This window comes from Novosphingobium chloroacetimidivorans, assembly GCF_014204535.1.
Taxonomy (GTDB): domain Bacteria; phylum Pseudomonadota; class Alphaproteobacteria; order Sphingomonadales; family Sphingomonadaceae; genus Novosphingobium; species Novosphingobium chloroacetimidivorans.
Map to the genome: position 1 here is coordinate 79,599 of NZ_JACHLR010000017.1, position 24,459 is coordinate 104,057.

General features: G+C 65.4%; 18 protein-coding genes. 12 read left to right on the forward strand and 6 right to left on the reverse strand.

Going from position 1 to position 24,459, the window contains the following annotated elements:
• Positions 1–118 precede the first annotated feature (118 nt).
• The 3 genes from HNO88_RS17205 (at position 119) to HNO88_RS17215 (ending at position 3,132) form a co-directional block, all read left to right on the forward strand.
• On the forward strand, positions 119–997 hold the full coding sequence (locus tag HNO88_RS17205; protein WP_184248420.1) for a helix-turn-helix transcriptional regulator: 879 nt from the start codon (positions 119–121) through the stop codon (positions 995–997).
• A 330-nt stretch (positions 998–1,327) separates the two neighbouring features.
• Complete coding sequence (locus tag HNO88_RS17210; RefSeq protein WP_184248423.1) at positions 1,328–2,494, forward strand: sulfotransferase family protein; 1,167 nt, start codon at positions 1,328–1,330, stop codon at positions 2,492–2,494.
• Between the two features lie 167 nt (positions 2,495–2,661).
• Positions 2,662–3,132 carry a VOC family protein gene (locus HNO88_RS17215; protein ID WP_184248427.1) on the forward strand — a complete coding sequence of 157 codons (471 nt, stop codon included), beginning with the start codon at positions 2,662–2,664 and terminating at the stop codon, positions 3,130–3,132.
• A 40-nt stretch (positions 3,133–3,172) separates the two neighbouring features.
• Here HNO88_RS17215 and putA read toward each other — a convergent pair whose 3' ends face one another.
• On the reverse strand, positions 3,173–6,772 hold the full coding sequence (putA, locus tag HNO88_RS17220) for a trifunctional transcriptional regulator/proline dehydrogenase/L-glutamate gamma-semialdehyde dehydrogenase (RefSeq protein WP_221420080.1): 3,600 nt from the start codon (positions 6,770–6,772) through the stop codon (positions 3,173–3,175).
• Between the two features lie 107 nt (positions 6,773–6,879).
• On the opposite strand from putA, the gene HNO88_RS17225 reads away from it, so the two are divergent.
• The 3 genes from HNO88_RS17225 (at position 6,880) to HNO88_RS17235 (ending at position 8,676) form a co-directional block, all read left to right on the forward strand.
• Complete coding sequence (locus HNO88_RS17225; protein WP_184248434.1) at positions 6,880–7,338, forward strand: Lrp/AsnC family transcriptional regulator; 459 nt, start codon at positions 6,880–6,882, stop codon at positions 7,336–7,338.
• A gap of 63 nt (positions 7,339–7,401) precedes the next feature.
• A complete protein-coding gene (gene modB, locus HNO88_RS17230) occupies positions 7,402–8,085 on the forward strand; it encodes a molybdate ABC transporter permease subunit (RefSeq protein ID WP_184248502.1) in 684 nt (227 codons plus the stop codon).
• A gap of 81 nt (positions 8,086–8,166) precedes the next feature.
• Positions 8,167–8,676, forward strand: a complete 510-nt coding sequence (locus tag HNO88_RS17235) for a CinA family protein (protein WP_184248437.1) — start codon at positions 8,167–8,169, stop codon at positions 8,674–8,676.
• A gap of 252 nt (positions 8,677–8,928) precedes the next feature.
• Here HNO88_RS17235 and HNO88_RS17240 read toward each other — a convergent pair whose 3' ends face one another.
• Positions 8,929–9,177 (reverse strand): hypothetical protein, encoded by a 249-nt coding sequence (locus HNO88_RS17240; RefSeq protein WP_184248441.1) that lies wholly within the window; start codon positions 9,175–9,177, stop codon positions 8,929–8,931.
• Between the two features lie 320 nt (positions 9,178–9,497).
• Here HNO88_RS17240 and HNO88_RS17245 point away from each other — a divergent pair, with 320 nt between their 5' ends.
• From HNO88_RS17245 to HNO88_RS17255, 3 genes are read left to right on the forward strand one after another with little or no spacing between them, the layout of a single operon-like run.
• The gene (locus tag HNO88_RS17245; RefSeq protein ID WP_184248444.1) at positions 9,498–10,175 is read left to right on the forward strand and encodes an SRPBCC family protein; all 678 of its coding nucleotides are present in this window, start codon (positions 9,498–9,500) and stop codon (positions 10,173–10,175) included.
• Entirely contained in the window at positions 10,175–11,356 is a 1,182-nt protein-coding gene (locus tag HNO88_RS17250) for a zinc-dependent alcohol dehydrogenase (protein WP_184248447.1), read from the forward strand. Before HNO88_RS17245 ends, HNO88_RS17250 begins: the two co-directional genes overlap by 1 nt.
• A 2-nt stretch (positions 11,357–11,358) precedes the next feature.
• Entirely contained in the window at positions 11,359–12,180 is an 822-nt protein-coding gene (locus tag HNO88_RS17255) for an SDR family NAD(P)-dependent oxidoreductase (protein ID WP_184248450.1), read from the forward strand.
• A gap of 194 nt (positions 12,181–12,374) precedes the next feature.
• On the opposite strand, the gene HNO88_RS17260 is transcribed toward HNO88_RS17255, so the two are convergent.
• Positions 12,375–13,421 carry a glycosyltransferase family 4 protein gene (locus tag HNO88_RS17260; RefSeq protein ID WP_184248453.1) on the reverse strand — a complete coding sequence of 349 codons (1,047 nt, stop codon included), beginning with the start codon at positions 13,419–13,421 and terminating at the stop codon, positions 12,375–12,377.
• Positions 13,421–15,019, reverse strand: coding sequence for an alpha-amylase family glycosyl hydrolase (locus HNO88_RS17265; protein ID WP_184248456.1), 1,599 nt, complete (start codon positions 15,017–15,019; stop codon positions 13,421–13,423). The genes HNO88_RS17260 and HNO88_RS17265 overlap by 1 nt, the downstream gene beginning before the upstream one ends.
• 211 nt (positions 15,020–15,230) lie before the next feature.
• On the opposite strand from HNO88_RS17265, the gene HNO88_RS17270 reads away from it, so the two are divergent.
• From HNO88_RS17270 to HNO88_RS17280, 3 genes are read left to right on the forward strand one after another with little or no spacing between them, the layout of a single operon-like run.
• Positions 15,231–15,419, forward strand: a complete 189-nt coding sequence (locus HNO88_RS17270) for a DUF3008 family protein (protein WP_184248459.1) — start codon at positions 15,231–15,233, stop codon at positions 15,417–15,419.
• The gene (locus HNO88_RS17275; RefSeq protein ID WP_246381937.1) at positions 15,419–16,312 is read left to right on the forward strand and encodes a glycosyltransferase family 9 protein; all 894 of its coding nucleotides are present in this window, start codon (positions 15,419–15,421) and stop codon (positions 16,310–16,312) included. The genes HNO88_RS17270 and HNO88_RS17275 overlap by 1 nt, the downstream gene beginning before the upstream one ends.
• Positions 16,309–16,740, forward strand: coding sequence for a DUF6165 family protein (locus HNO88_RS17280; RefSeq protein ID WP_184248462.1), 432 nt, complete (start codon positions 16,309–16,311; stop codon positions 16,738–16,740). The genes HNO88_RS17275 and HNO88_RS17280 overlap by 4 nt, the downstream gene beginning before the upstream one ends.
• Positions 16,741–17,583: 843 nt before the next feature.
• Here the strand turns inward: HNO88_RS17280 and HNO88_RS17285 are convergent.
• Together HNO88_RS17285 and HNO88_RS17290 are read right to left on the reverse strand one after the other, a co-directional pair.
• Positions 17,584–20,316, reverse strand: coding sequence for a DUF3857 domain-containing protein (locus HNO88_RS17285; RefSeq protein ID WP_184248465.1), 2,733 nt, complete (start codon positions 20,314–20,316; stop codon positions 17,584–17,586).
• A 564-nt stretch (positions 20,317–20,880) separates the two neighbouring features.
• Positions 20,881–24,354, reverse strand: a complete 3,474-nt coding sequence (locus tag HNO88_RS17290; protein ID WP_184248468.1) for a class I SAM-dependent DNA methyltransferase — start codon at positions 24,352–24,354, stop codon at positions 20,881–20,883.
• Between the last annotated feature and the right edge of the window lie 105 nt (positions 24,355–24,459).

The window sequence follows — 24,459 nt, forward strand, 5'->3', positions numbered from 1 at the left end:
CCTGGGTGTCGCCCGGCACGCGGTTGCGCCGCAACCCCTTGCCTTGTAGAGATCGGGACGAAATGTACGATCGGGGACACAATGCTGGGCCGCGATTCCGGCCCCGGGCGAGCCGCCGATGACGGACCCAGCGCATGCCACCATGGTGGTCGATGCCGAACTGGCGGTGGCTTCGATGACCGCGCAGATCGTGCGGTTCGACATACCCCAGCCGACCTCGACCATGCACGCGATCGAGGACCGCTATCACCTCAACATGTGCCTGACGCCGCGCCCGCTATCCAGCCGCGGCGGGTACGCCAAGCGCTGGGGGCCGCACCGGCTTGAGCGGCTGGGAGACATCTTCCTGCTGCCACCGGGAGAGTCGCTGTTCGTGAAGGGCGGAAGTGGGCGCCAGGCGTCGCTCATCTGCCATCTCAATCCTGGGTTGGTGCACGGGTTGGCGGGGCAAGCGCTGGCATGGGATGACCAGCACCTCGCCACGACGCTCGACATCGGCAGCGCCCGCATCCGCGCCATCCTGTTCCGCGTGACCGAGGAAGTGCGCCATCCCGGCCTGGGCTGGGATCGCATGCTGGGCTTCCTGGCGGGAGAATTGGCGCTGGAACTGGCCCGGCACTGCCTGGAAGCCGCCGAGCGCCCGATCACCGGCGGCCTCTCCGGCTGGCGCTTGCGACTGATCGACGAGCGGCTTTCCGACGAGAGATGGGCCGAAGACCGGCGCGCGCCGACGCTGCAGGAGCTGGCGGCGCTGTGCAATCTCTCGCCCCGGCAGCTCACCCGCGGCTTTCGCGTCAGCCGCGCCTGCTCGATCGGCGACTACATCGAGCAGCGCCGCATGGAGAGTGCCAAGCGCCTGCTGATGGCGGGCGAAAGCGTGAAGAGCATAGCTTTTGCGATGGGGTTCGCCTCGCCCTCCAGCTTCACCTTCGCCTTCCGCCGCGCCGTCGGTGCGAGCCCCAGCACCTTCCGCCAGCGCCAGGGGCGCGCGATTTGACGCCTTCCTCCTCTCCCCTTGAGGGGAGAGGATAGCGAAGCTTGCCGCGTAAGCGGCTAGTGCAGCTTGGAGAGGGGTTTCCGACGTTCGAGAGCGTACAGACCCCTCTCCAACTACGCCTAGGCAGCAAGCTGCCAAGGCTCTGCATCCTCTCCCGTACGGGAGAGAGGCAAAGTATCCTCACGTCGACGGTACCGTCCCACACTCGACACAGCGTCCCATCCTCGACACGCAACCGCGTTGCCCTTCGCCATCGCGACAGGTCACCTCGCACGTGAGAAGCCGGACCGATGGTCCGGACCGCCACCTTTGGGAAAGGAGCAGCCACGAATGGCCCAGCAACACCTCAACGCCGATGCGCTCGTCGAGAGCGCCACCAAGTCCACCGGCCTCGACCGGTTCGACGCGGATACCTATCGCGAAGGCCTCGAGGTCTTGGTCGACGACGTCAATGCCGGCATCGACAAGGGATGGTTCATCGACAGCGGCATCGAGTCGATCGAGAAGGATTGCGTTCACTACCTGGCGACCCGGCTCAAGATCGCGGACTACCTGCGCCGGAACCCGGAACTGGAAAGCCGCACGATCGAGCGGCCCGTCTTCGTCATGGGCGTGCCGCGCACCGGCACCACGCTGCTGTCGAACCTGCTCGCCGCCGATCCGGCCCGCCGCTCGCCGCTGACCTGGGAGATCGACGATCCGGTGCCGCCTGCGACCAGCCAGACGCTGACCACGGATCCGCGCGCGCTCGCCAGGCTGGAGCAGGAGCGCAAGATGCTCGAGGCGATGCCAGAGATGGGCAAGTATTACCGTTCGTCCGCGATCTATCCGAACGAAGACGTCTTCATCATGGCGGGCGACTTCAAGACGCTGATGATCGAGTCCAAGGGCCGGCTGCCGGGCTACAAGGACTTCATCTTCTCCTGCGACATGACCAGCTCCTATGCCTACCACAAGAAGTTCCTGGCTGTGCTGCAGCACCACGCACCGGGCGTGTGGAACCTGAAGAAGCCCAGCCATGCGCTGTTCCTGGACTATCTGTTCGCCGCCTATCCCGATGCGCGCGTGATCTGGACCCACCGCGATCCCTTTGCCGCGACCGGCTCGCTGTGCTCGATCATCTCGCTTTCGCACAAGCGCCACATGGGCAAGCCCGACATCGATTGGCTGGCGCAGGACTACCCCTGGCAAGCGGCCGAGCACGCCAATCGCATAATGGATTTCCGCGACAGGCACGGCGAGGACAGGATCATCGACGTCCACTACGATGCGATGGTGAACGATCCGCTCGGCACGATGAAGACGCTGTACAAGACGCTCGGCGACGAGTGGACGCCCGAAGCCGAACAGGGCATCTCGGGCTGGCTCGCCGACAACCCGCAGGACAAGTTCGGCCGGCACGAATACAAGCTGGCGCAATACGGGCTCAGCAAGGCTCAGCTCGACCCGTTGTTCGAGCGCTACTTGTCGCGATACGACGTCGCGCGGGAGGGTTAGCCTATCCAACTGACGTGACCGCAACCACCCCCGTCGTCCCCGCGCAGGCGGGGACCCCGCTTCCTTCTTCAGAATCGTGATGCGCTAAGAAGCAGCGGGATCCCCGCCTTCGCGGGGATGACGGGGTCATTTGACGACGAGAGAACAGCTTCCGGAGGAGACAACCGATGCTCGAGGGCTTGCACTATCAGAATGCCTATGTGTGCGACGATCTCGAAGCGGGCATCGACCTGTTCCGCGGACGAGGGCTGGCCAAGGAGCCGATGATCATCCCGGTCGACCAGGACGTCATGACGCCGGATGGTCCAAAGCGGCAGAAGGGCCGGATCTGCTTCATCTGGATCGACAACCTGCAATACGAGCTGATCCAGATGGAGATCGACGAGGTCGGCATCTACGCCAATTGCCTGTCGAACGGTGGCGCCCTGCGCTTCCATCACGTGTGCTACCGGATCGATGACTGGGCCGACTTCCGCCGCCGGGTGGACGAACAGGACCTGCCGATCGCCATGGAACGCGCCGGCGCGGGTGAGGACGAGTTGAAGTTCCTCTACCTCGATGCGCGCAAGGTTTTCGGGCACTACCTGGAATACACCTGGATGCCCGAGCCGACCTGGCAGCACATCAAGGGCATGTGACAAGTCCCAGGTTCTCCCCTGGAAGGGGCGGACCTGGGCGTCACCCAATCATCATCAGACTGGCATTGCCGCCCGCTGCGGTGGTGTTGATCGAAATCGACACCTCCTCCAGCAACCAGTCGCAGGTCCATTGCCCGTCCGCCGCGAGCGCATGCACCGGCACGATGGCGCCCGGCAGGTCCGCCGCGTCGCGCGTGGCGGCGGCAATCCTCTCGGGCCCACCTTCCACCAGCACGCCCGCAAACGGTTCGTCGACGGGAGCAAGGATCGAAGCGACACTGGCCGGCAAGCCTGCGGGCAGCGCCATGCCTTCGACGGCCGCGCGGTTCCCCGTCGCCAGCACCGCGGCGATCTGCGCGAACAGCCCGCGCTCGGTTTCCGGCTTGAGCAGGATGCGCCCGCGCGGGTGAAGCGCGTAGAGGTTGCGCTCACCCACCGGTCCCGGCAGCAGCGTCTCCATACCCAGCGCCGAGCGTCGCCCATACCCGACCGCCTCGCTCGCCGCATCGCGCTCGCCCTTTGCTTCAAGCCAGGCGACGAAATCCTCCAGCGGCGTGACGGCATCACCGCCCGCTACCGGCAGAGCCGACGGCGTGCTCACCAGGCGCTTGAGATAAAGCGGTCCACCGGCCTTCGGACCGGTGCCCGACAGTCCACGCCCGCCGAACGGCTGCACGCCGACGACCGCGCCGATCACGTTGCGGTTCACGTAGAGGTTGCCCGCCCTCACTCGCCGGGTCACTTGCGCCACCATCTCGTCCAGGCGCGTGTGCAGCCCGAAGGTAAGACCAAAGCCCGTCGCGTTGATCGCATCGATCAAGCTGCCAAGCTGATCCCGCTTCCAGCGCAGCACGTGCAACACCGGCCCGAACACCTCGCGCTCCACATCGGCGATCCGGTCGATCTCGATGATCGTGGGCGCGACGAAGGTGCCGTGCGCGGTTTCGGGCTCGAGCGGCAGGCGCTCGATCGAGTGGCCGCGCGCGCGCATGCTCTCGACATGGCGCTCGATGGTGCCACGCGCTTCGGCGGTGATCACCGGCCCGATGTCGATGGCGAGGCGGTCCGTGTTGCCCACCCGCAGTTCGGCTAGCGCGCCCTTCAGCATGGCCAGTGTCCGGTCAGCGCAGTCTTCCTGCAGGCACAGGATGCGCAGTGCCGAACAGCGCTGCCCTGCACTGTCAAAGGCAGACGCGATGACGTCCGCGATCACCTGTTCGGCCAGCGCGGAGGAATCGACGATCATCGTATTCTGCCCACCAGTCTCGGCAACCAACGGGATCGGCGTGCCGGCCGGCGAGAGCCGCCCGGCCAGTTCGCGCTGGATCACCCGCGCGACATCGGTGGAGCCGGTGAACATGACCGCCATCGTCTCAGGCGCCGCGACGAGCGCCGCACCGATTTCGCCATCGCCAGGCAGCAGTTGAAGCGCGTCTTCCGGCACCCCTGCGGCGTGCAGCAGGCGCAAGGCTTCGGCGGCGATCAGCGGCGTTTCCTCGGCCGGCTTGGCGAGCACCGGATTGCCCGCCACCAGCGCCGCTGCAACCTGGCCGGTGAAGATCGCCAAGGGGAAGTTCCATGGGCTGATGCAGGTGACGGGGCCTAGCGGCACTTGCGCCGGCCCCATGGTGGAGCGTGCCTGTGCCGAGTAATAGCGCAGGAAATCGATGGCCTCGCGTACTTCCGACACGGCATTGGCGGCCGACTTGCCCGCTTCGCGCATGGCGAGGCCCATCAGCTGCGGCAGGCGCGCCTGCATCGCATCGGCAGCGCGCTCCAGCATGGCGGCACGCTCGGACACCGGAACCTGGCTCCAGTTCGAAGCCGCGGCGATGCGGGCTGCCTCGCGCGCCTGCTCGGGCGTCGCTTCCACCACATGGCCCACGACGTCGCGGTGATCCGCCGGGTTGCGCACCACGCGCTCGCCTCGAACGGGCTGTGCCGGCGCGGCGCTCCACTGCGTGCGGGCGCTCTCCTGCAGCGCCTCGGAAAGCCGTGCGAGCGCATCCTCGTCGCTGAGATCGAGGCCTGCCGAGTTCGTCCGCTCGGGATAGAGGTCGCGCGGCAGTGCGATCAGGTCGTGCCTCGCGCCGGGCCGCGGCATGGCGCGCACCACCTCGACGGGATCGGCGATCATCTCGTCCACCGGCACCTTGGGATCGGCGATGCGGTTGACGAACGAGGAGTTGGCTCCGTTCTCCAGCAGCCGCCGCACAAGGTAGGCGAGCAGCGTCTCGTGCGTGCCCACCGGCGCATAGATGCGGCAGGGACGATCCAGCTTGTCGGCCCCGACCACTTGTTCGTAGAGCGCCTCGCCCATGCCGTGGAGGCACTGGAACTCGTACTGGCCTTGCCTGAACCCTGGCCCCGCCAAGTGGTAGATCGTCGCCAGCGTCTGCGCATTGTGCGTGGCGAATTGCGGGAACACCGCGTCGCCCGCCGCCAGCAGCAGCCTCGCGCAGGCCACATAGGCGACGTCGGTGTGGACCTTGCGCGTGTAGACCGGAAAGTCGGCGAGCCCATCGACTTGCGCGCGTTTGATCTCGGCGTCCCAGTAGGCGCCCTTCACCAGCCGCACCATGATCCGCCGCTTCCCGCGCCGCGCCAGGTCGACGATCCATTCTATCGTCGCGGGGCAGCGCTTGCCATAAGCCTGCACGACGAAGCCCAGACCGTTCCAGCCGGCCAGCTCGAAATCGAGCGCAAGGCTTTCCAGCAGGTCGAGCGAAAGCTCCAGCCGATCCTGCTCCTCGGCATCGATGTTGAAGCCGATATCGTAGGACTTGGCGAGCAGCGCCAGAGCGCGCACCCGGGGCAGCAGCTCGGCCATCACCCGGCCGGCCTGGCCGCGCACGTACCGGGGGTGCAACGCCGACAGCTTGATCGAGATGCCCGGCCCTCCGTACACGCCGCGACCGGCCGAAGCGCGACCGATGGCATGGATCGCCTGCTCGTAGTCGCGATAGTAGCGGTCGGCATCGCCGGCGGTCATCGCCGCCTCGCCCAGCATGTCGTAGCTGTACTGGAAACCCTTCGCTTCCATCGCCTTGGCACGCTTGAGCGCTTCGCCGATCGTCTCGCCGGTGACGAACTGCTCGCCCATCATCCGCATGGCGAGGTCGACGCCGCGGCGGATCACCGGCTCGCCGGCACGGGCGACCAGCCGTGTCAGGGCAGAGCCCAGGCCCCGATCGTCGACGCTGTTCACCAGCTTGCCGGTGACCACCAGGCCCCACGTCGCCGCATTGACGAACAGCGACTTGCCGCCGCCCAAGTGCGCCGCCCAGTCCCCGTCGGCGATCTTGTCACGTATCAATGCGTCGCGGGTGTCGTTGTCGGGGATGCGCAGCAGCGCCTCGGCGAGGCACATGAGCGCGACGCCCTCCTCGCTGGAGAGCGAATATTCCTGCACCAGCCCTTCGACCGGAGAGCTCCTGCGGTTCGTGCGCAGGGAGGTGACGAGATCGCGGGCCGTCATGCGCACTGCGGTTCGCGTGGCGTCATCGATCGTGGCGGCATCGAGCAGGGGCTGCATCGCCTCGATCTCCGGCCGGCGATAGGCAGCGGTGATCGCGGCGCGCAGCGGGGTGGTCTGCGAAACCGGAGGTGCGAAGCGGGCGAACGGCGTGGTTTGATCCATGCCGGCAATATAGGCCTTGCGCTCGCGACGTTCCGACTTTTCGGCGCCCACAGATGCACCGATCCGCCTTATTGCAGCGGGTCTGCCAATCGGATTAGACTGCCGGAATGACGCAGATAGTCGATTTGGACGATTTCGATCGCAAGATCGTCAATGTGCTGCGTACCGATGGGCGGATTTCCGTCACGGATCTGGCGCAGCGGATCGGGCTTTCCAAGACCCCGTGCCAGGTGCGACTGCGACGGCTGATCGAGGCCGGGGTGATCCGAGGCTTCACCGCGCTCGTCGATCCCGCCAAGCTCGGGCTCGACCATGTCGCCTTTGCCGAAGTGAAGCTTTCCGACACGCGCGAGGCGGCGTTGCGCGAGTTCAACGCAGCGGTCCAGCGCATCCCCGAAGTCGAGGAGTGCCACATGCTCGCCAGCAGCTTCGACTACCTGCTGAAGGTGCGCACGTCCGACATCCGGCGCTATCGGGCCGTTCTGGGTGAGAAGATCTCGGCCTTGCCGCATGTCGCCAGCACTTCGACGTTCGTGGCGATGGAGACGGTGAAGGAGCGCGGCTAGGCGCCGGCCGATCGCTGGATTGCTCCAGGCGCGGCCACACCATATACGGCCAGATACATGACGATGCTCAGCCCCGCGGAATGGGAGGTGATCGGCCTTTCGCTCAAGGTCAGCGCCGTTGCCATCGCCTTCATGCTGCCGGTGGCCTTCGCGCTCGCCTGGGTGCTCGCCCGCACGCGCATGCCTGGCAAGCTGCTGCTCGACGCGCTGATCCACTTGCCGCTGGTGCTGCCGCCGGTGGTGACGGGCTGGCTGCTGCTGCTGGCGTTCGGCACCAATGGCCCGATCGGTGGCCCGCTTGCCCGCTGGCTGGGCGTGAGCCTGATGTTCCGCTGGACCGGCGCCGCGCTGGCCGCCGCGATCATGGCGTTGCCGCTGATGGTACGGGCGATGCGCATCTCGATCGAGAACGTGGACCGGCGGCTGGAGAGCGCCGCACGCACGCTCGGCGCATCGAAGATGCGTGCGTTCGCGAGCGTGACCCTGCCGCTCGCCCTTCCCGGCCTGCTGGCGGGCACGGTACTGGGCTTCGCGCGCTCGATCGGCGAGTTCGGCGCCACGATCACCTTCGTGTCGAACATTCCGGGCGAGACGCGCACGCTGCCTCTGGCGATCTACACGGCGTTGCAGCTGCCGGGGGGCGAAACCGCGGTGACCCGGCTCGCCGTGATTGCCGTGGTGCTGTCGCTGCTGGCGCTTGCCGCGTCGGAATGGCTGGTGCGTCGGTCGCCTCGCAACGCCATCTGATCTAGACGCTTAACCCAGGTTGCATTGCGGAACCGAAGCGTCCTGCCAGCCATTGATCCGCCATAACACATGAGTGGATGCATGGCCGAGACGCTCGAGGAAACCTTTCGCGATGAAGCACTTGGCACGGTCGAGCGCCTCCTTGGCCGTGCCTGCAAGCGCGACCTGTCGATCGCCACGGCGGAGAGCTGCACCGGGGGACTGCTTGCGGCACTGCTGACCGATATCCCCGATTGCAGCCACGCCTTCGAGCGCGGGTTCGTGGTCTACACGCCCGAAGCCAAGAGCGAACTGCTGTCGATCCCGCTGGAGCGGATCGAGCGATATGGCGTGGTCAGTCGCGAGATCGCCGAGGACATGGCGCAAGGCACGCTGAAGGCGTCGCATGCGGACATAGCGCTGTCGGTCACCGGCTTTGCCGGCCCGGGCGCACCGGAAGACGAGGAAGGCCTGGTTCACCTCGCCTGCGCGCGCCGGGGCATGAACATCGATCACCGCGAGAACCACTTCGGCGCGATCGGCCGGGCCGGGATCCGCCGGGCGACGATCGACGTGGCGCTGGACATGCTCGAGCGTGCGGTGGAACTTTGAGATTCGATACGGGCACCCGAAAATAACTCGTTGCCAGAGTAACTCGTCGCCCCCGCGAAGGCGGGGGTCGCGTTGCTTGGTCTAGCCCGACCTGGAAAGAACAAGCGGGCCCCGCCTGCGCGGGGGCGGCATGAGAATGACTGGTAGGCGACTTCGGCCTAGCTGTATCGGCCTCGCCGCTTCAGACTAGAACCTGGACCCCGCCTCGCACATGCTTGCCGACCACGCGAAAGCAGACCCGCAATCCCCTCTTCAGCGCGAAGCGTCGGGATCCGGCTGCTTCGACGTATCGCCGTTCACGCGGGGCGGACGCTTGTCGCTGTTCTTCCAGCGGTCCACATCGTTCGCCGCTTGCCCCGTCACGTTACGGCTGTCGACCGGCTCGTACTCACCACGCTCTGCACGTGGGTCCTCTTCCTCGCGCCATGACTTTTCAGGATCGCCCTTGGTACCGACAACCCGGCGCGAGTCCTTGGGCTCGTATTCTCCGCCACCTGACATGCCTTGCTCCTGTCACTGATCACCTGACGACCAAGCGCTCGTTATGCGTGAAAGTTGCCCGCCCGCGATAGGACGAGCACGCCGCGCGTCGGTTCTCGAGCAGCCACATAAACCTTTGTTAAATCAACTGCTTTGTAGCTTGCGTCGTTGCCGACGAGACGTTCCCTGGCTGCGACTTGAGACATCGCCGAAGGGCAACTTCGCACCCCTCCGCCCGGTTACTTTGGCAACAGCGCCGCGCGCCTCGCTTGGAGGGTCGTGACGCTTACCGATTGAAGGATCGCCCGCATCGGCGGTCCGCACCCCAGCAGGAGCGCACAATGGAAGACGCCAAGAAAGGCCTAGGCGTGGCAGGGCTGGCGGGCTTGATGCTCGCCGCCGGAGCGGGAGCCTATCTCTCCACGCGCAAGGACAAGCGGCACACCTCGCCCGACGATGCCCCGGGCCACACGGCACGGCGTGGGTTCGGCGCGTACGACGTGATCGGCCGCACCGTAACGATCGCCCGCCCGCGCGAGGAACTCTATGCCTTCTGGCGCGACTTCTCCAACCTGGCGACGTTCATGGAGAACATCGTCTCGGTAAAGCCCACCGGCGACAACGGCCGCGCCGTGTGGACCATCCTCGCGCCAGCCGGCCGCACCGTCGAAGTCGAAACCGAGATCGTCAGCGAGCAGCCGGGCGAGCTGATCGCCTGGCGCTCGGTGCCCGGATCGCAGATCGACACCGAGGGCCGCGTCACTTTCGCCGATGCTCCGGGAGAGCGCGGCACCCGTGTCGGCGTGCGCGTCGCCTACAAGCCGCCAGCGGGCGAGCTGGGCCGCGTCGTCGCCAAGCTGTTCATGCGCGAGCCCGAAATCCAGGCGCGCCATGATCTGAAGCGCTTCAAGATGCTGATGGAGGCGGGCGAGATCGCCACTTCCGCGCGCCGCAAGGATCAGACGCGGGCCGCCAAGCAGGAACAATCCCCAGCCTACAAGAACGAGGAGACCGCCTGATGCGCGCGCTTACCTGGCAGGGCACGCAGAACGTGCAGGTCGACACTGTCGACGATCCCGAGATCATCAACCCGCGTGACGCGATCATCAAGATCACCTCGACCGCAATCTGCGGTTCGGACCTTCACCTCTATGACGGCGTGATTCCCGGCGTGCTCCCCGGTGACGTGCTCGGCCACGAGTTCATGGGCGAAGTGGTCGAGACCGGACCCAAGAGCACCTTGCAAAAGGGCCAGCGCGTGGTGGTGCCCTTCACCATCAGCTGCGGCCAGTGCTTTCACTGCAACATCCAGCAATTCTCTTGCTGCGACAACTCGAACCCGGTCGAGAAGCAGGACATGGGGGCCGCGCTCTACGGCCATTCGATGTCCGGCCTGTTCGGCTACTCGCACCTGACCGGCGGCTATTCGGGCGGGCAGGCCGAATACGTGCGCGTACCCTATTCCGATGTCGGCCCCATCGTCATCCCCGACCACCTGGAGGACGAGAAGGTCCTGTTCCTTTCGGACATCCTGCCCACCGGGTGGATGGCGGCGGAGAACGCGGACATTCAGCCCGACGATACCGTCGCCGTGTGGGGCTGCGGTCCGGTCGGGCTGTTCGCCATCCAGTCGGCGCTGGTGATGGGCGCATCGCAGGTCATCGCGATCGACCACTACCCGCATCGCCTGGAACTCGCGCGCAGCCTGGGCGCCAAGGTCATCAACTTCCGCGAAACCAACGTGCAGGAAGCCTTGATGGAGATGTCGGGCGGGATCGGTGTCGATGCCGTGATCGACGCGGTCGGCATGGAGGCGCACGGCTTTGCCATCGACAACATGCTTGACGTCGCGAAGCAGAAGATCGGCATCGGCGCCGATCGTGCCAGCGCGCTGAAGCAGGCGATCATCGCCGTGCGCAAGGGCGGACGCGTGTCGATCCCGGGCGTCTATGGCGGCATGACCGACAAGTTCCCGCTCGGCGCGGTGATGGAAAAGGGCCTGCAAGTGAAGACCGGCCAGACCCACGTGCAGAAGTACCTCAAGGAACTGCTGGCCAAGATCGAGGACGGCACGCTCGATACCACCTTCCTCATCAGCCACCGCCTCCCGCTCGAACAGGCGGCGGAGGGCTACAAGAACTTCAAGCAGCAGCAGGACACCTGGACCAAGGTGGTGCTGAAACCCGGAATGGAGGCCTGATCATGGGCAAGCATAGTGTCGAGGCCCTGTCGGGCTTCGTCGTCGTCACCGGCGCGTCGAGCGGCATCGGTCTGGAACTGGCCAAACTGGCGGCGCAGGATGGCGCCTCGCTCCTGCTTGTGGCGGACCGCGACTTGACCGAAGGCGTGGCCGCCGCCCGCGCCGCGGGTGCACCGGAGGTCGAGAGCCTGCAAGTCGACCTTGCGACCGATGAAGGTGTCGAGCAGGTCATCGCCAGGATCGGCGGCCGCCGGGTCGCGGCGCTGTTCGCCAATGCGGGTCATGGCCTGGGCAAGGGCTTCCTCGACCAGGAATGGGAAGAGGCGCGCCATGTGATCGACACCAACGTCACCGGCACCGTGCACCTGATCCACGCCGTCGCACGCCAGATGCGCGCGCGTAATGAAGGGCGCATCCTGGTGACCGGGTCGATCGCCGGGCACATTCCGGGCACGTTCCAGCTGGTCTACAACTCGACCAAGGCGTTCATCGACGACTTCTGCAACGGGCTGTCCAACGAGCTGAAGGACACCAACGTCGTCATCACCTGCCTTGAGCCCGGCCCGGTCGACACCGAGTTCTTCGAGCGCGCCGGCATGTTGGACACCAATGCCGGCCAAGGCAGCAAGTCGGATCCCGCCAAGGTGGCGCGTGACGGCTACAAGGCCCTGCTGTCCGGCGACCTGCAGATCACCAGCGGCTTCATGAACAAGGTGCAGTCGTTCTTCTCCGACATCCTGCCGGACGAAGTGGTGGCGCAGATGCATCGCCGGATGGCGGAGCCGAAGTCCGGATCGACGCAGCCGGTACACGCAAGCAGCTGAACGCGGGCAGGTGGGAGTGTTGGAGCTCCCACCTGCCGCCCTGATGCTCTCTATCGTGTGTTAGTCGTCATTCCCCGTTTGCGTCGGGCACATGCCGGGCTTCGTGAAGATCGAACGGAGCATGCACATCCTCCTGAAGACTTCGCCTCGACAACCAGTCGCCGAGCGCGATCGATCCGCAAGTCTCTGTCGGATCAGGCGAATTGCGCCGAGGCCAAGGGCAGTGCCCCCCCTTCGCCATTGAGGATGCGCCGGTAGAGCGCGATGTATGCATCTGCCATGCGATCGACATGGAAGCGCGCCGCCACGCTCTCGCGCACCTTGGCACGATCCAGCCGGCCGATAGACTCCACCGCCGCGATCGCTTCCCCGGGGGTTTCCACCAGGAAGCCGTTGACGCCATGTTCGATGATCTCGGCCATCGAGCCGCGCCGCGTGGCGATGACCGGCGTGCCGCACGCCATGGCTTCAACCACCGATAGCCCGAATGGTTCGTCAAAGTCGATCAGATGCAGCAACGCGCGGGCACTGCCGAGCGCACGCAGGCGATCGGCCCCGCCCACCGGCCCGTGGTATCGGGCCAAGTCGCCAAGCCTTGGTGTCACCTCGCGCTCGAAGTAGCCCTGGTCCTGCACGATGCCATAAAGGTCCAGCGAACGCCCCGCGGCGCGTGCCACCTCCAGTGCATGGTGCGCGCCCTTGTCCGGGTGCATTCGGCCGAAGAACAGCAGGTCGTCGCTGCCCACCGGATCGAACGGGAAGCTGTCGATGTCGATGCCGTGGTGGATCGTCGCCGCATAGCGCAGTCGCGGGTGCCGGTCGGCATCACTGATCGCGACGTAGTGCACACGGTCCTGGTAGGGCTCGTACATCGGCAGGATGCGATCCGACGAAAAGCCGTGGATCGTCGTCACCATCGGCGTGGTGACTAGGTTGGCGAAAGCATGTGCCGGGAAGTCCGCCTGGTTGTGGATCAAGTCGAAGCGGTCCGCCTGCCCGAACAGATGCGCCAGGTGGCGATGCTCCCACACCTTGGCATCGATGGACGGATCTTCGCTGTAAGGCGCGGGGACCACCCCGTCGAGCGTGCCGGCGGTGAGGCTGTCCTGCGTGGCGAACAGCGTCACGTCCACGCCCTTGCGCACCAGCGCCTCGGTGAGCAGGCTGGTGACCAGCTCCCAAGGCCCGTAATGCCGCGGCGGCGTGCGCCAGGCGATTGGCGCCAGCATGGCGATGCGCATCAGTGTTCCCCCTCAAGTCGCAAGATCAGGCCCTCATCCGGTTGGACGGTGCCGTCGGATGCTCGGTCGGGCTTGGTAGAGGCGAGCGTCTCGCGCACGACATAACCAGGCGGTAAGGTGTAGCGCCGCTGCTGCGAGCCCAGGTTGAGCACAACCAGCAGCGTCTCGCTGCCAGCCTCGCGCATGTAGGAAAGCACCTCGTCCTCGGCCTCAGTCAGCGCGAAGATGCCGATCGCCAGCGCCGGATGCTCTCGCCGCAACTTCAGCAATGACCGGTAGAACTGCAGCAGCGAGCCCTCGTCCGCCTCCTGCGCGGCGACGTTGCGGGTACGCCAATCGTCGTTGAGCGGCAGCCATGGCTCGACCGTGCTGAACCCGGCGAACGGCGCATCGCTCCACGGCATCGGCGTGCGTGAGCGGTCCCGGCCGATGCCCCGCTCGGGCTCGCGCAAGTGCTGCGGATCACGCATGCGGTCTGACGGGATCGTCACCTCGCCGATACCCAGCTCGTCGCCCTGGTAGAGCGTCGGCGTGCCGCGCAAGGTCAGCAGCAGCATGGCAGCCACCCGCGCCTGCGCCTCGCCGATACGCGCGGCGATCCTGGCGGCGTCGTGGCTGCCGAGCACCCAGTTGGGCCAGCCATGCCCGGGCAGCGATGCTTCGTACTCGCCGATGACCTGCCGCAGCGAGCCCGCGTCCCATTCGTTTTCGACCAGCTGGAAGTTGAACGGCAAGTGCACCTGCGGACGCTCAGGGGTGCCGTACCATCGCGCGTGCCGGTCGTTGGGCAGGAAGATCTCGCCGATCAGCACTCGCTCACCGTAACTGTCCGCGAGAGCGCGCATCTCGGCCGAGAAGGCATGCGCCTCGGGCTGGTCGGTGGAATGGTGCTGCAGCAGCTTGTCCCGCTCGCGTACCTCGGGCGTCCAGGCCGGGTTCACCGGATTGTCGAGCAAGTCGGCGTGCTTGACGATGTGCCACAGGACATCGATGCGAAAGCCGTCCACGCCGCGATCGAACCAGAAGCGCATGACGTCCATCATCGCCGCGCGCAGCGCCGGATTGCGCCAGTTGAGGTCCGGCTGCTCCTTCAGGAAGGCATGCAGGTAGTACTGACCCGTTGCCTCGTCCCACTCCCAGGACGAGCCGCCGAAGTCGCTCACCCAGTTGTTGGGTGGGCCGCCATCGGGTGCCGGATCGCGCCAGATGTACCAGTCGCGCTTGGGATTGTCGCGCGAGGAGCGACTTTCCTTAAACCAGGCATGCTGGTCCGAACTGTGGTTCGGCACGAAGTCGAGCAGCAGCTTCAACCCCCGCGCATGCACCGCCTCCAGCAAAGCGTCGAACGCGGCGAGATCCCCGAAGATCGGCTCGACCCCGCAGTAATCCGCCACGTCGTAGCCGAAGTCCGCCATCGGCGAGGGGAAGATCGGCGACAGCCAGATCGCATCGACGCCCAGCGCCGCCACGTAGTCCAGCCGTGCGGCGATGCCGGCAAGGTCGCCGATGCCGTCGCCGTTGGAGTCCTGGAACGATCGCGGGTAGATCTGGTAGACCACCCCCCGCTCCCACCAGGGCGTGTCGCGTGCCTGTGCCATCAACCGCACGAAAGGCGTGGAGCGCAGGATGGTTCCTTGCAGAGCGCATTACCGTCCGGATGGCGAGTGGCCCACACGAACCACGCCGTCACCCTGAACTTGGCAAGTGTCTCTTCTTCAACCCAGCCAATCGCACATCCTTTTTCCCGCATCCATCGAACCGCCGCGATTCCCGCGCGTTGACCCGGCATCATCGCAGGAGGTGCAGGACGTGCCGGCAAAATCCGCTGCCCAGCAAAAGGCCGCAGGCGCGGCGCTCTCCGCCAAGCGCGGGGACACGCCCAAAAGCAAGCTTCAGGGCGCCTCCAAGTCGATGGCGGAGTCGATGAGCGAGAAGCAGCTGGAAGAGCTTGCCCATACCAAGCGCAAGGGCAAGCCCGAGCATAACGCCAAGAGCTGATGGGCACGCTTCACGACGAATGGATGGAGGCGATCCGCGCGGGAAACCACGAACGCGCATGGGCGCTCAATGCCCGGCAAGCGGCGCTTAGACCGCTGGCCGAGCGTGACAACCCCGCCCTGCCCTATCACTTGCGCTGGGTCTGGGACATGGCGCCAGTGGACGGCTGCGACGTGCTGGTGCGCTGCTACCATGGCCTGGGCGACACCATCCAGTTCCTGCGCTTCCTGCCCGAGCTGCGCCGTCGTGCTCGCTCGGTCACGCTCGAGATCCAGCCACGCCTGATCCCGCTATTGCCCGCGAACATCGCTGACCGCGTCGTGCCCTTCGACCCGGCCCATCCGCTCGCGCCGGCCGAGCGCGACGTCGAAATCATGGAGCTGTCGTTCGCGCTGCGCGTGCCGCCGAGCGAGTGTGCGCCCCCTTATCTCCACGTCAAACCGTCAGACCTGCCTTCGGGCACGATCGGCCTGTGCTGTTCCTCGGGAGACTGGGACGCGCAGCGCTCGATTTCACCCGACCTGCTCGGCCCGCTCCTCACCGGACGCGAGTGCGTGACGCTCGATGCCCAGGCCACCACGCTGCCGGTCCGCAATCCGCAAGGCTGCTCGTTCGACATGGCCGAGACGGCGGCGCTGGTCGCCGGTTGCGCGTTGATCATCACGGTCGACACGATGATCGCGCACTTGGCCGGCGCGCTCGGCAAGCCGGTGTGGCTGCTCCTCAAGCACGCGCCCGATTGGCGCTGGGCGCCCGAAACCGGCCGCAGCGAATGGTACCCGAGCGCGCGCCTCTACGCGCAGCCGGCCCCTGGCGACTGGGCCGGCGCGGTCGCCGCGCTGGCGCATGATCTTGACCTGACGTTCCCCCTGCAACCGGAGTTTGCCCGATGAGCCCGATCGACTGCTGCCCCCGCGTGCCCGTGTCGTGGGGCGAACTCGTCGACAAGATCACCATCCTGCAGATCAAGTCCGAACGCATCGCCGATCGCGACGCCCGCGCCAATGTCGCGCACGAACTCGCCTCGCTGCGCCGGGTGGCGGGCGAGGCCATTGGAGACGTGCCCGGGCTGATCGATCAGTTGCGCGCGGTGAACGAGGAGCTGTGGGAGATCGAGGACAAGATTCGCGAGCGCGAGGCGAAAGGCGACTTCGGCCAGCGCTTCATCCAGCTAGCCCGCGCCGTGTACAAGAAGAATGACCTGCGCGCGGCCATCAAGCGCCGGATCAACGACGCCCTGGGATCGGAGCTGGTAGAAGAGAAAAGCTACGCCAACTGGGCCGCGTCCGGCACTGCGGTGGCGCATAGCCCGGCGGTGTAGGACTGCGTTGTTCCGGCACGTAACCTGAGGGTCATCGCTGCCGCAACCGGTCCCGGATCAACCCCGGCACGACGCAGCCGGCTAATCCGCTACTATCTTGGGGAGACGCCGCGCCTGAAAGAAGGCAAAGTTCACTCCCTCCATCCCCGTCGCCCCCGCGCAGGCGGGAGCCCCGCTATCGTCGAACACGCGCAGTAGCAGGAAGAACAAGCGGGGGGGCCCCGCCTGCGCGGGGCCGACGGTGGATGGGCAATCTTTAGCGGTACAGGGTGAGACAAAGGCCGCAGGCTCTGGCCACAGTCGCCCCGATTGCGGCAACACCTTTCGCTCCGCGACCTTGCAAATCCGCACGCCTCGTCCGGCAGAGAGGCGGCGCCTCGCAGACTTGGCGCCAAGCGCTTGGCAAGGTGATCGTGCGCGACATGACGACGCAGGCCCATTGCAACGGGGATGTTAACTGAAGCGGCACGGATGCGCAGCGTGCCACCGTTGAGCGGCAGCTTGACGACATGCGGCCTGGGCATCCGGTTCTGGAAACCAGCTGAGAGGCTCAAGTTTCGAAGTCGCCAACTTAGCCGCCGCTGGACGCCTCGAGAGGATTAACTCAAAGCTGCGCTCCGTTCATTGGGCTATCGTGAGAAAGCGGCCGATGGCTTTTGCAAGCCGTCGTTCTTCACTCTGCTTTTGAGCGGCAGCGTTGGCATGAGCCGGCGACAGAAATGCGGACCGTGACAAAGAGCGATGAAGCGTGTGCTACCAAGAGGCGTGCACAGCCAGCGATATCCCGATTCACTTATCCGGACGGGACAGAAGGAAGGCGTGGATCAAGCCGCGCCCCCCGCATTACTTCAATCCGTAGCGTGCGTACTCCTGCACGAGGCCGGGCATCACTTTGCGGAAATAGGCAAGGTCCGACTGCGCATCCGATCTGCCCATCGCGTTCGCGATCCACGCTCTAACGTATTGCGTCGAGACCTGCCCCGGCGCAATCTTCAGCGCGGCCTCGGCATCGGCGAGCGCTGCGGCGAGGTTGCCGCTGGCGATCCCGGCCATCGCCCTGCTGTCGAGCACGGCGGGAGCATTGGACGCCCTTTCCACCGCCTGGTTACAGATCTGCATCATGCCATCCACGCCCACGCGGAACCGCGCGCGATACCAGCAAGAAGCGTTGAGCAGCGAGGTATCGCCCGGCTTTTCCTCGATCAGCGCGTCGATCTCCTTGACACCGTCGTCGCCCTTTCCGGCATAGGCCAGCACGTCCGTGCGGACCTGCACCACCGCGCTGTGCTCGTCCCCCATGTCGTCATATTCGGCGAGCAGCTTGAGCGCTTCCTCGCTCTGGCCGGCGTAGCCGAGCGTGTCCGCAAGGGCCATGGCGCTGTCGACCGATGGCGAGAGCTTTAACGCTTCGCGCAAGTCCGCGATCGCGGCGTCCACCCGGCCAAGCTGCCGCTTGAGGTAGCCGCGGCGACTATAGCTTTCCGCATCGGGTTGGATGGCGATGGCCTTGTCGTAATCGGCGATCGCGCCTTCAAGATCATATGTACCGCCGCGAAGGCTCGCTCGCCCGACTAACCCGGCGCCCCGCTCGGCTACTGGAGCACGGGCGATAGCCTGGGCATAAGCCGCCTCGACAGGCGCCAGTCGCGTCTTGAGCGCGGCGGACTGGTAACGCCATGCGCGCGCGGCGGTCACCGGCGCGGTCAGGAACGGCGTGGTGTTCTTCAGGCGAAGCGCCTTGGCCTTCTCGACCGGGATGTCGGCCGAAGGCAGCTCGCCACCAAGTGCCGCATGCTCCTCGGACACGATCAATCGCTGCCCTTCGAGCACGCCCTTTCGCGTCGCGGTCTTACCCGCATAGAACACTTCGTAGTCAGGCTTGCCGCCCAGCTTGAAACCCGGCTCGTCCACCGGCAACAGCACTTCCACTTCCTCGCGCATGCGGCGCGCGGGTCCAAGGTCTACCGGAAGGGTCTTCCAGGTCGCGCGGCTGCGATCGAAATCGAAGGTCTCGTTGGCGCTGGCAAGGGCCGAAAGGTCCATCCGCTTGGTACCGTCGCGATCGCCGAACCGGGTGGATACGATCCCTTTGACGGTGATCGTGGCCATGCCGGTTTCCGGATCGAAGCTCATCTCGCCGTCGGACACCAGTCCGCCGGTCTTTGACAAGGTATTGAATACCGAGCCGGCGAAGGAATCGATCAGTTGCTTCTTCTGCTCGACGCTCGCCTGCCCGAGCACGGCGCCCATGTTGCTGCCGAGCACGCCAGAGAAAGTAGTCGTCGCCGTCACCAGCGCGGGAATGTCGACCCCGCCGCGCTGGTCGATCACCATCTTGACCGTAGCCATCGGCAGTTGCGGTACGCGCGGCGCGATCGCCGTCAGCGACGCGCCGTCGACACGGATCGGCAGGGCATTTCGGAAGGGCGGCACATCGGCCAGCGTGGCCAGCCGCGTGCCGGTGGCAGTGCCATCCAGCCAGTAGGTCTCGCCCGCGATCTGCGCCCGCACGATGACGTGATCGAAAGCCGCGGGCATCGGCAGCAGGTCCGGCAAGGCATCCCCTGCCCGGCTGTTCACCGCGACGACTTCGGCCTCGATCCCGAGCGCTTCCAGCATCGAGAGCAGCAGCAGCGACTTGGCCTTGCAGTCGCCGTAGCGAGAAACCCACGTCTGCGCCGGGGCCTGTGGCACGTAGTTGCCACCGGACATGCCGTTCATCAGGTAGCTCACCTGATCCTGCACCAGACGAGTGGCGAGCGCTGCGCGGGTCAGCGGATCGGGGCTCTTGTCCGCGATCTTCGCCACCTCCTTGGCCAGCGGACTGCCGGGCGCAATCGCACCCTTGATGGAATAGAGGGGCGCGAACACGCGCGACACCTCATCCCAGCTCGCGAACGTGGTCGCTTCGAGCGAAGGCGGGCGCGTGAAGCGCGACGGCACGCCTTGTGGCATCTCCTCACGCTTGGGCAGCGGAAGCGGCACGGAGACGGTGTGCCAGCCGTCCTCGACGGTCTCGCGCGGGCTGCCGGCAGCCGGCCCTGCCCGCCATTTCACGGCCATGCCCTTGGGCCACGATACGGTGGTGCGCGCGAATCCGGCTTCTACCGGGAGGGTCAACAATGTGCTGTTGACCTGCACCTTGCCCTGCAAAGCCTTGTCGCGGATGCTCTGGCTGTAGGCGATGCGCAACACGTCGCCGACCTGGAGGCCGGGTATGGCCAGAGTTGCAGTCAGCATGCCATCGAGCTGGCGCTGTTCCAGCCCGGGTTCGCGCCGCAGCACTTCGTAGCGCGCACCGCCCTTGAGGACGTCGATCACTTGGCCTGCGCGCAGGATTTCCACTCGGTGCACGGTGAGATCGCCCTTGTCGGGCATCCACGAAGCCGTGCTCGTCCCGCTCTGCGTCAGCGACTCCGGACTGGCTAGCTTGAAGGCTTGATCGACATAGATGGACAGCGTCTCCCCCTCGATCCGCTGTTGCACATCCAGAAGCGTGATCGCGGTGTTCGATGCGGTATCGATCTTCGCACGATCGCGATTTTCGACCCATTTCGGGGCTGGACCATAGAGCACTGTTTCGCCGGCAAATGCCGGCGCAGTGGTGGCAAGAAGACCTATGACGAACGACGCGTATCTTGCGACCACAAAACCCCCCGGGAAACCCAGGGAGTAGATGCCTTATGTCGCTTGCGCTGACAATCGCCCTGCTCGCCTGTTGCGCGACCTTACGCGAGACAACACCAGTTCGCCTGCTCCTTCCGAAGAAACCGGCAAGTCATGCATGTAATTGGCGGCTTGATTGCAGACCGACGTCTCATCGCTGCGACTGCAGTGGAGCCAGCGTCGCGCGACAGTAACGGACATTCGTCGATAGCCTTCCAGCGGCGCATCCGAGTGCAGGCCGATGTCCGCTTCATCAAGGATCACTGCCATTGCCTGGCGCCGGCACTGTTTAACGACACCAACCAACTTGGGCCACTTCGATTCACTCACTGCATCTTGCGCAGCTGGACCAGCCAGGAGCGGCTTCTTGTTTCCCAATTTGAAAAAGCGAAAGGACGACGCGTGGAAGAGCCATCGCACCGCCTGGCAGCTCGGACACGCCGGATGGAGTGGTGCGGAACGGCTTGAGGTCGCTCATGCGGCGTAGCGTCCGTCATTGAGGCGGCGCGCCATGCCGAGGCCGGCGAGCGCATCGAGCACAGGGCGCACGGTGGCGGCGCGCTTGCCCTTGAAGCTGCGGGCAATGTCCGCGGCGCCGAGGGGGGCGGGCGCGGCGGCGAGGATCGACTGCACCGCGCCGACCTGCTCGGGCAAGGTCGCGGGCCAGGGGATGACGTTGCTGACCGGCGCCACCGCCGCCTCTCCGAGGTCGAGCGTGGTCGCGACCGGCGCGCGATAGCCGGGGTCCTGGAACTCGGGCCGCAGATAGCGCACCAGCCCGCGCGCCTCCTCCGCCGCTCGTTCCTTGTTGAGCGCGACGAGGCGGGTGAGGATCGTCTCCTCGTCGAGCGTGCCGGCGCGATGATCGTCGCCCCAGCCATAGGCATCCGCCACGCCCTCGTCGATCGCGTCGTGATGCTGGCGGATCAGCGTCACGAGCCCGCGATCGTGAATGTCGCGCTCCTGCGGCGTCAGCGCTCGGCCTTCGCGCAGCACTTGAAGGACGTTATAGAGCTTGGTGAGCGTCAGGTCGGCATGCTCGGCCAGCACGCGCTTGCGGAGCGCGTCGAGGGCTTCGGCTTCACTACTTATGAGATCGTGCTGCCAACAAAGAATGTCTGCCGGAAAAGGGAAAGGATCGAAGCAGGCCGCTTTGAGGTAGCGAGCGTCGTCTCCGACCCCTAAGCGTCCTCCATTAGCTAATGCCCAAATCAAATGGATCGAGCTCGATAGAACCCCGTGATGATAGCTGTCACCAATCCCGATCATGACGCACGTACTATCTGGACGCGTCGTCACGGGTAATCTGACGAAAATCCTATGCTTAGCAGTCAAGGGTGTCACAATCTGTTGGCTGATGCCTTTAAGCGTGGGACGAAAGGTGTTTCTTGCTTCACCGTATATCCACCAGTTATCTCGCACAGACGAACGCGCGTTTGTGTCACGCTCAGGTTTAACAGACGTGTACAGACGCTGAAAGACTGCGCCGCTGGCGTTCTTCAAATCGTCCGCGGTGCGAAAATGGCACGCGTCGATGACCCTGCGATGCTGGGCCTTCTGAACAATCTCGCGTGCGCCAATCAGGTCGTGTATAAACTCCCCTTTCTCAGCATACGTGAGAGCATCCACGAATTCGTCATCAACAATAAATCCACTTCCAGTCAGCTGAAAGCCAACCGAGCATAGCCTGGCGTTTGATTGCAAGCTCATCGCCTGCTGTAGATCGACCCTCGTGCGGAATCCCGCGCTGATTATGCCAAGCTCTTCAGCATATTGAACCTCAAACTCCCCGTTTTCAGCTGGCTTCTCCTGGGCCACAGTCATAAGTCTACCCACGCTTTTCCCCTCGCAGGCAACCGTGAAGGCGACTCTCACCGATGCCCCGTTTGATTCATCGATCCACGGATGATTAGGAATCGCGTACACCAGAGAAATAGGGTTGGGACCGTCCAAGTGGTGAGACATAACTGTGCGGGAAAAGGTCTGCGTTATACTTTTGGTGGTAATGAACCCAAATCTACGAACGCTATTGCGCTGAAGGAGCACGGCCGCTTTGTGCCACCAGAACATGACAAAGTCTGCGTGGTCGGGAATGCTTGGATAACTGATGCGGACTGCCTCGATGTAGCCGCCGTTATTGTTTGAGCGCACCGTACGCGCACCGTGGAATGGAGGATTGCCGAGGATAAAATCCGCCTTCGGCCACGCCGCCGCGCGCGGGTTGACGTAGCGGTAGACCTCCGCCCGCGCCGTCTCGTCGGGCACCGGCTTGCCGGTGACCGGATGGGGCTTCATCGTCTCGCCGTCCCAGCGGGTGACGGGGGCGCCGTTCTCGTCGCGCTCCAGCACACGGTCGTCCCATTCGATCAGCGCGTCGCGGTTCTCGATGGTGCGGATGTCACGCAGGATCGGCTCGGGCGGCGGGCGGTCGGCGCCGTTGACGCGGAAGTGCCACTGGAGATAGCCGATCCACAGCACCAGCTGCGCGATGGCCGCGGCGCGCGGGTTGATCTCGATGCCCAGAAAGTTCTCCGGCGTGATCGTGTGGCCGGTCAGCTCGGCAAGGTACTGGTCGTCGCCGAGGTCTACCAGCAGGTCGAGCACTTCGCCTTCCAGCTCCTTCATCCGCGCCATGGCGACGTAGAGGAAGTTGCCCGTACCGCCGGCGGGATCGAGGACTCGGGTCTGCGCGAGCCGGGTGTGGAAGGTCTCCACCGTGCGGCGCGCGTCCTCGGCCTTGCCCTGGTCGATCAGCTCCGACGCAGCGACGCGCACGCCAGCCCAGTCGGCGCGCAGCGGCTCGATGATCGTCGGCCCGACCAGCCGCTCGACATAGGCGCGCGGCGTGTAGTGCGCGCCCAGCTTGGCGCGCTCCTTGGGGTTGAGCGCCCGCTCCAGCAGCGTGCCGAAGATGGCGGGCTCGACTTCCGTCCAGCGATGCTCGGCTGCCTGGATCAGCACCTCCAGCTCCTCGGCATCGAGCGCGATGGCCGTGCGGTCCTTGAACAGGTAGCCGTTGAACCGCTTGAGCGGCACGCCGAGCGCAGGCGAGAACTCGCCGCGGTCCATCGCCGTCCACAAGGCGGTCAATTGGTGCTCCAGATGCTGCGGCGCCGCGCGCTGGTTCTTGAGCAGGTTGGTGAAGCTCTTCTCCGGGATCAGCCCGCTGTCTTCGGCGAACATCGTGAAGAGCAGGCGCATCAGGAAGCCGCTGGTCCGCTCTGCGGTGTGGCCCTGCTTCTCCAGCCGGCGCGCGACGGTGGCGAGCAGGTCTGCGATCTCGCGGGTGACCCGCGCTGCGCGGGCGGCGGGATCGAGGCTGGCGGGTGCGTCCCAGATCGCCGCCAGCCGCTCGCGCACTTCCGGATCGCGCAGATCGTCGAGCATGATGCGATAGCGCGAGCGGTCCGGGAACTGCGCATAGGCCTTCCCCGTGCCGGAGAAGTCGGCATAGACTTCGATGCAGTAGCCCACGTCCGCGACCAGCAGGAACGGCGGCCAGCCATGGTCCGCGGGCAGGGCCTTGGCATAGCGCTCGGCCTGGCCCTTGGCTTGCACCATTGCCTTCGCCCAGCCCGGCGTGCCGCGCCGCGCGGTGCCGCGCTTCAGCCGCGTGGACGCGGTCTGACCGAACAGGTCGAGATCGTCCTCGCCACGCTCGGCAGCGGCGCGATCGGCATCGCTTCCCTGCTTTGCTTCAAGGATGAACGCGCCGCGCTTGTAGCAGTCGATCCGGCCGAAGCTGACCGTTCCGTCACCATTGTCCTGGAACACGCGACGCTCGAAAACATAATCGTTCAGTGCATCATCGGTACGGCTCCCGTGCGGCGGCTCGACACCGATCAGCCGACAGAGGCCATTGATGAAGCTTTGCGTATTCGCGAGTTCAGATCCACCGGTGTCGCGCCAGTGTGCGATGAAGCGCTCGATGTCAGAATCTTCCCCCATGCAAGCACCTTAGGTCACATACCCATAAACAGGATTCCCAAAGGGGCGGCGATCTGATTCATTCTCCGAGAAGGGGATTGATATGGCGCGGTTTGATTTGACGGA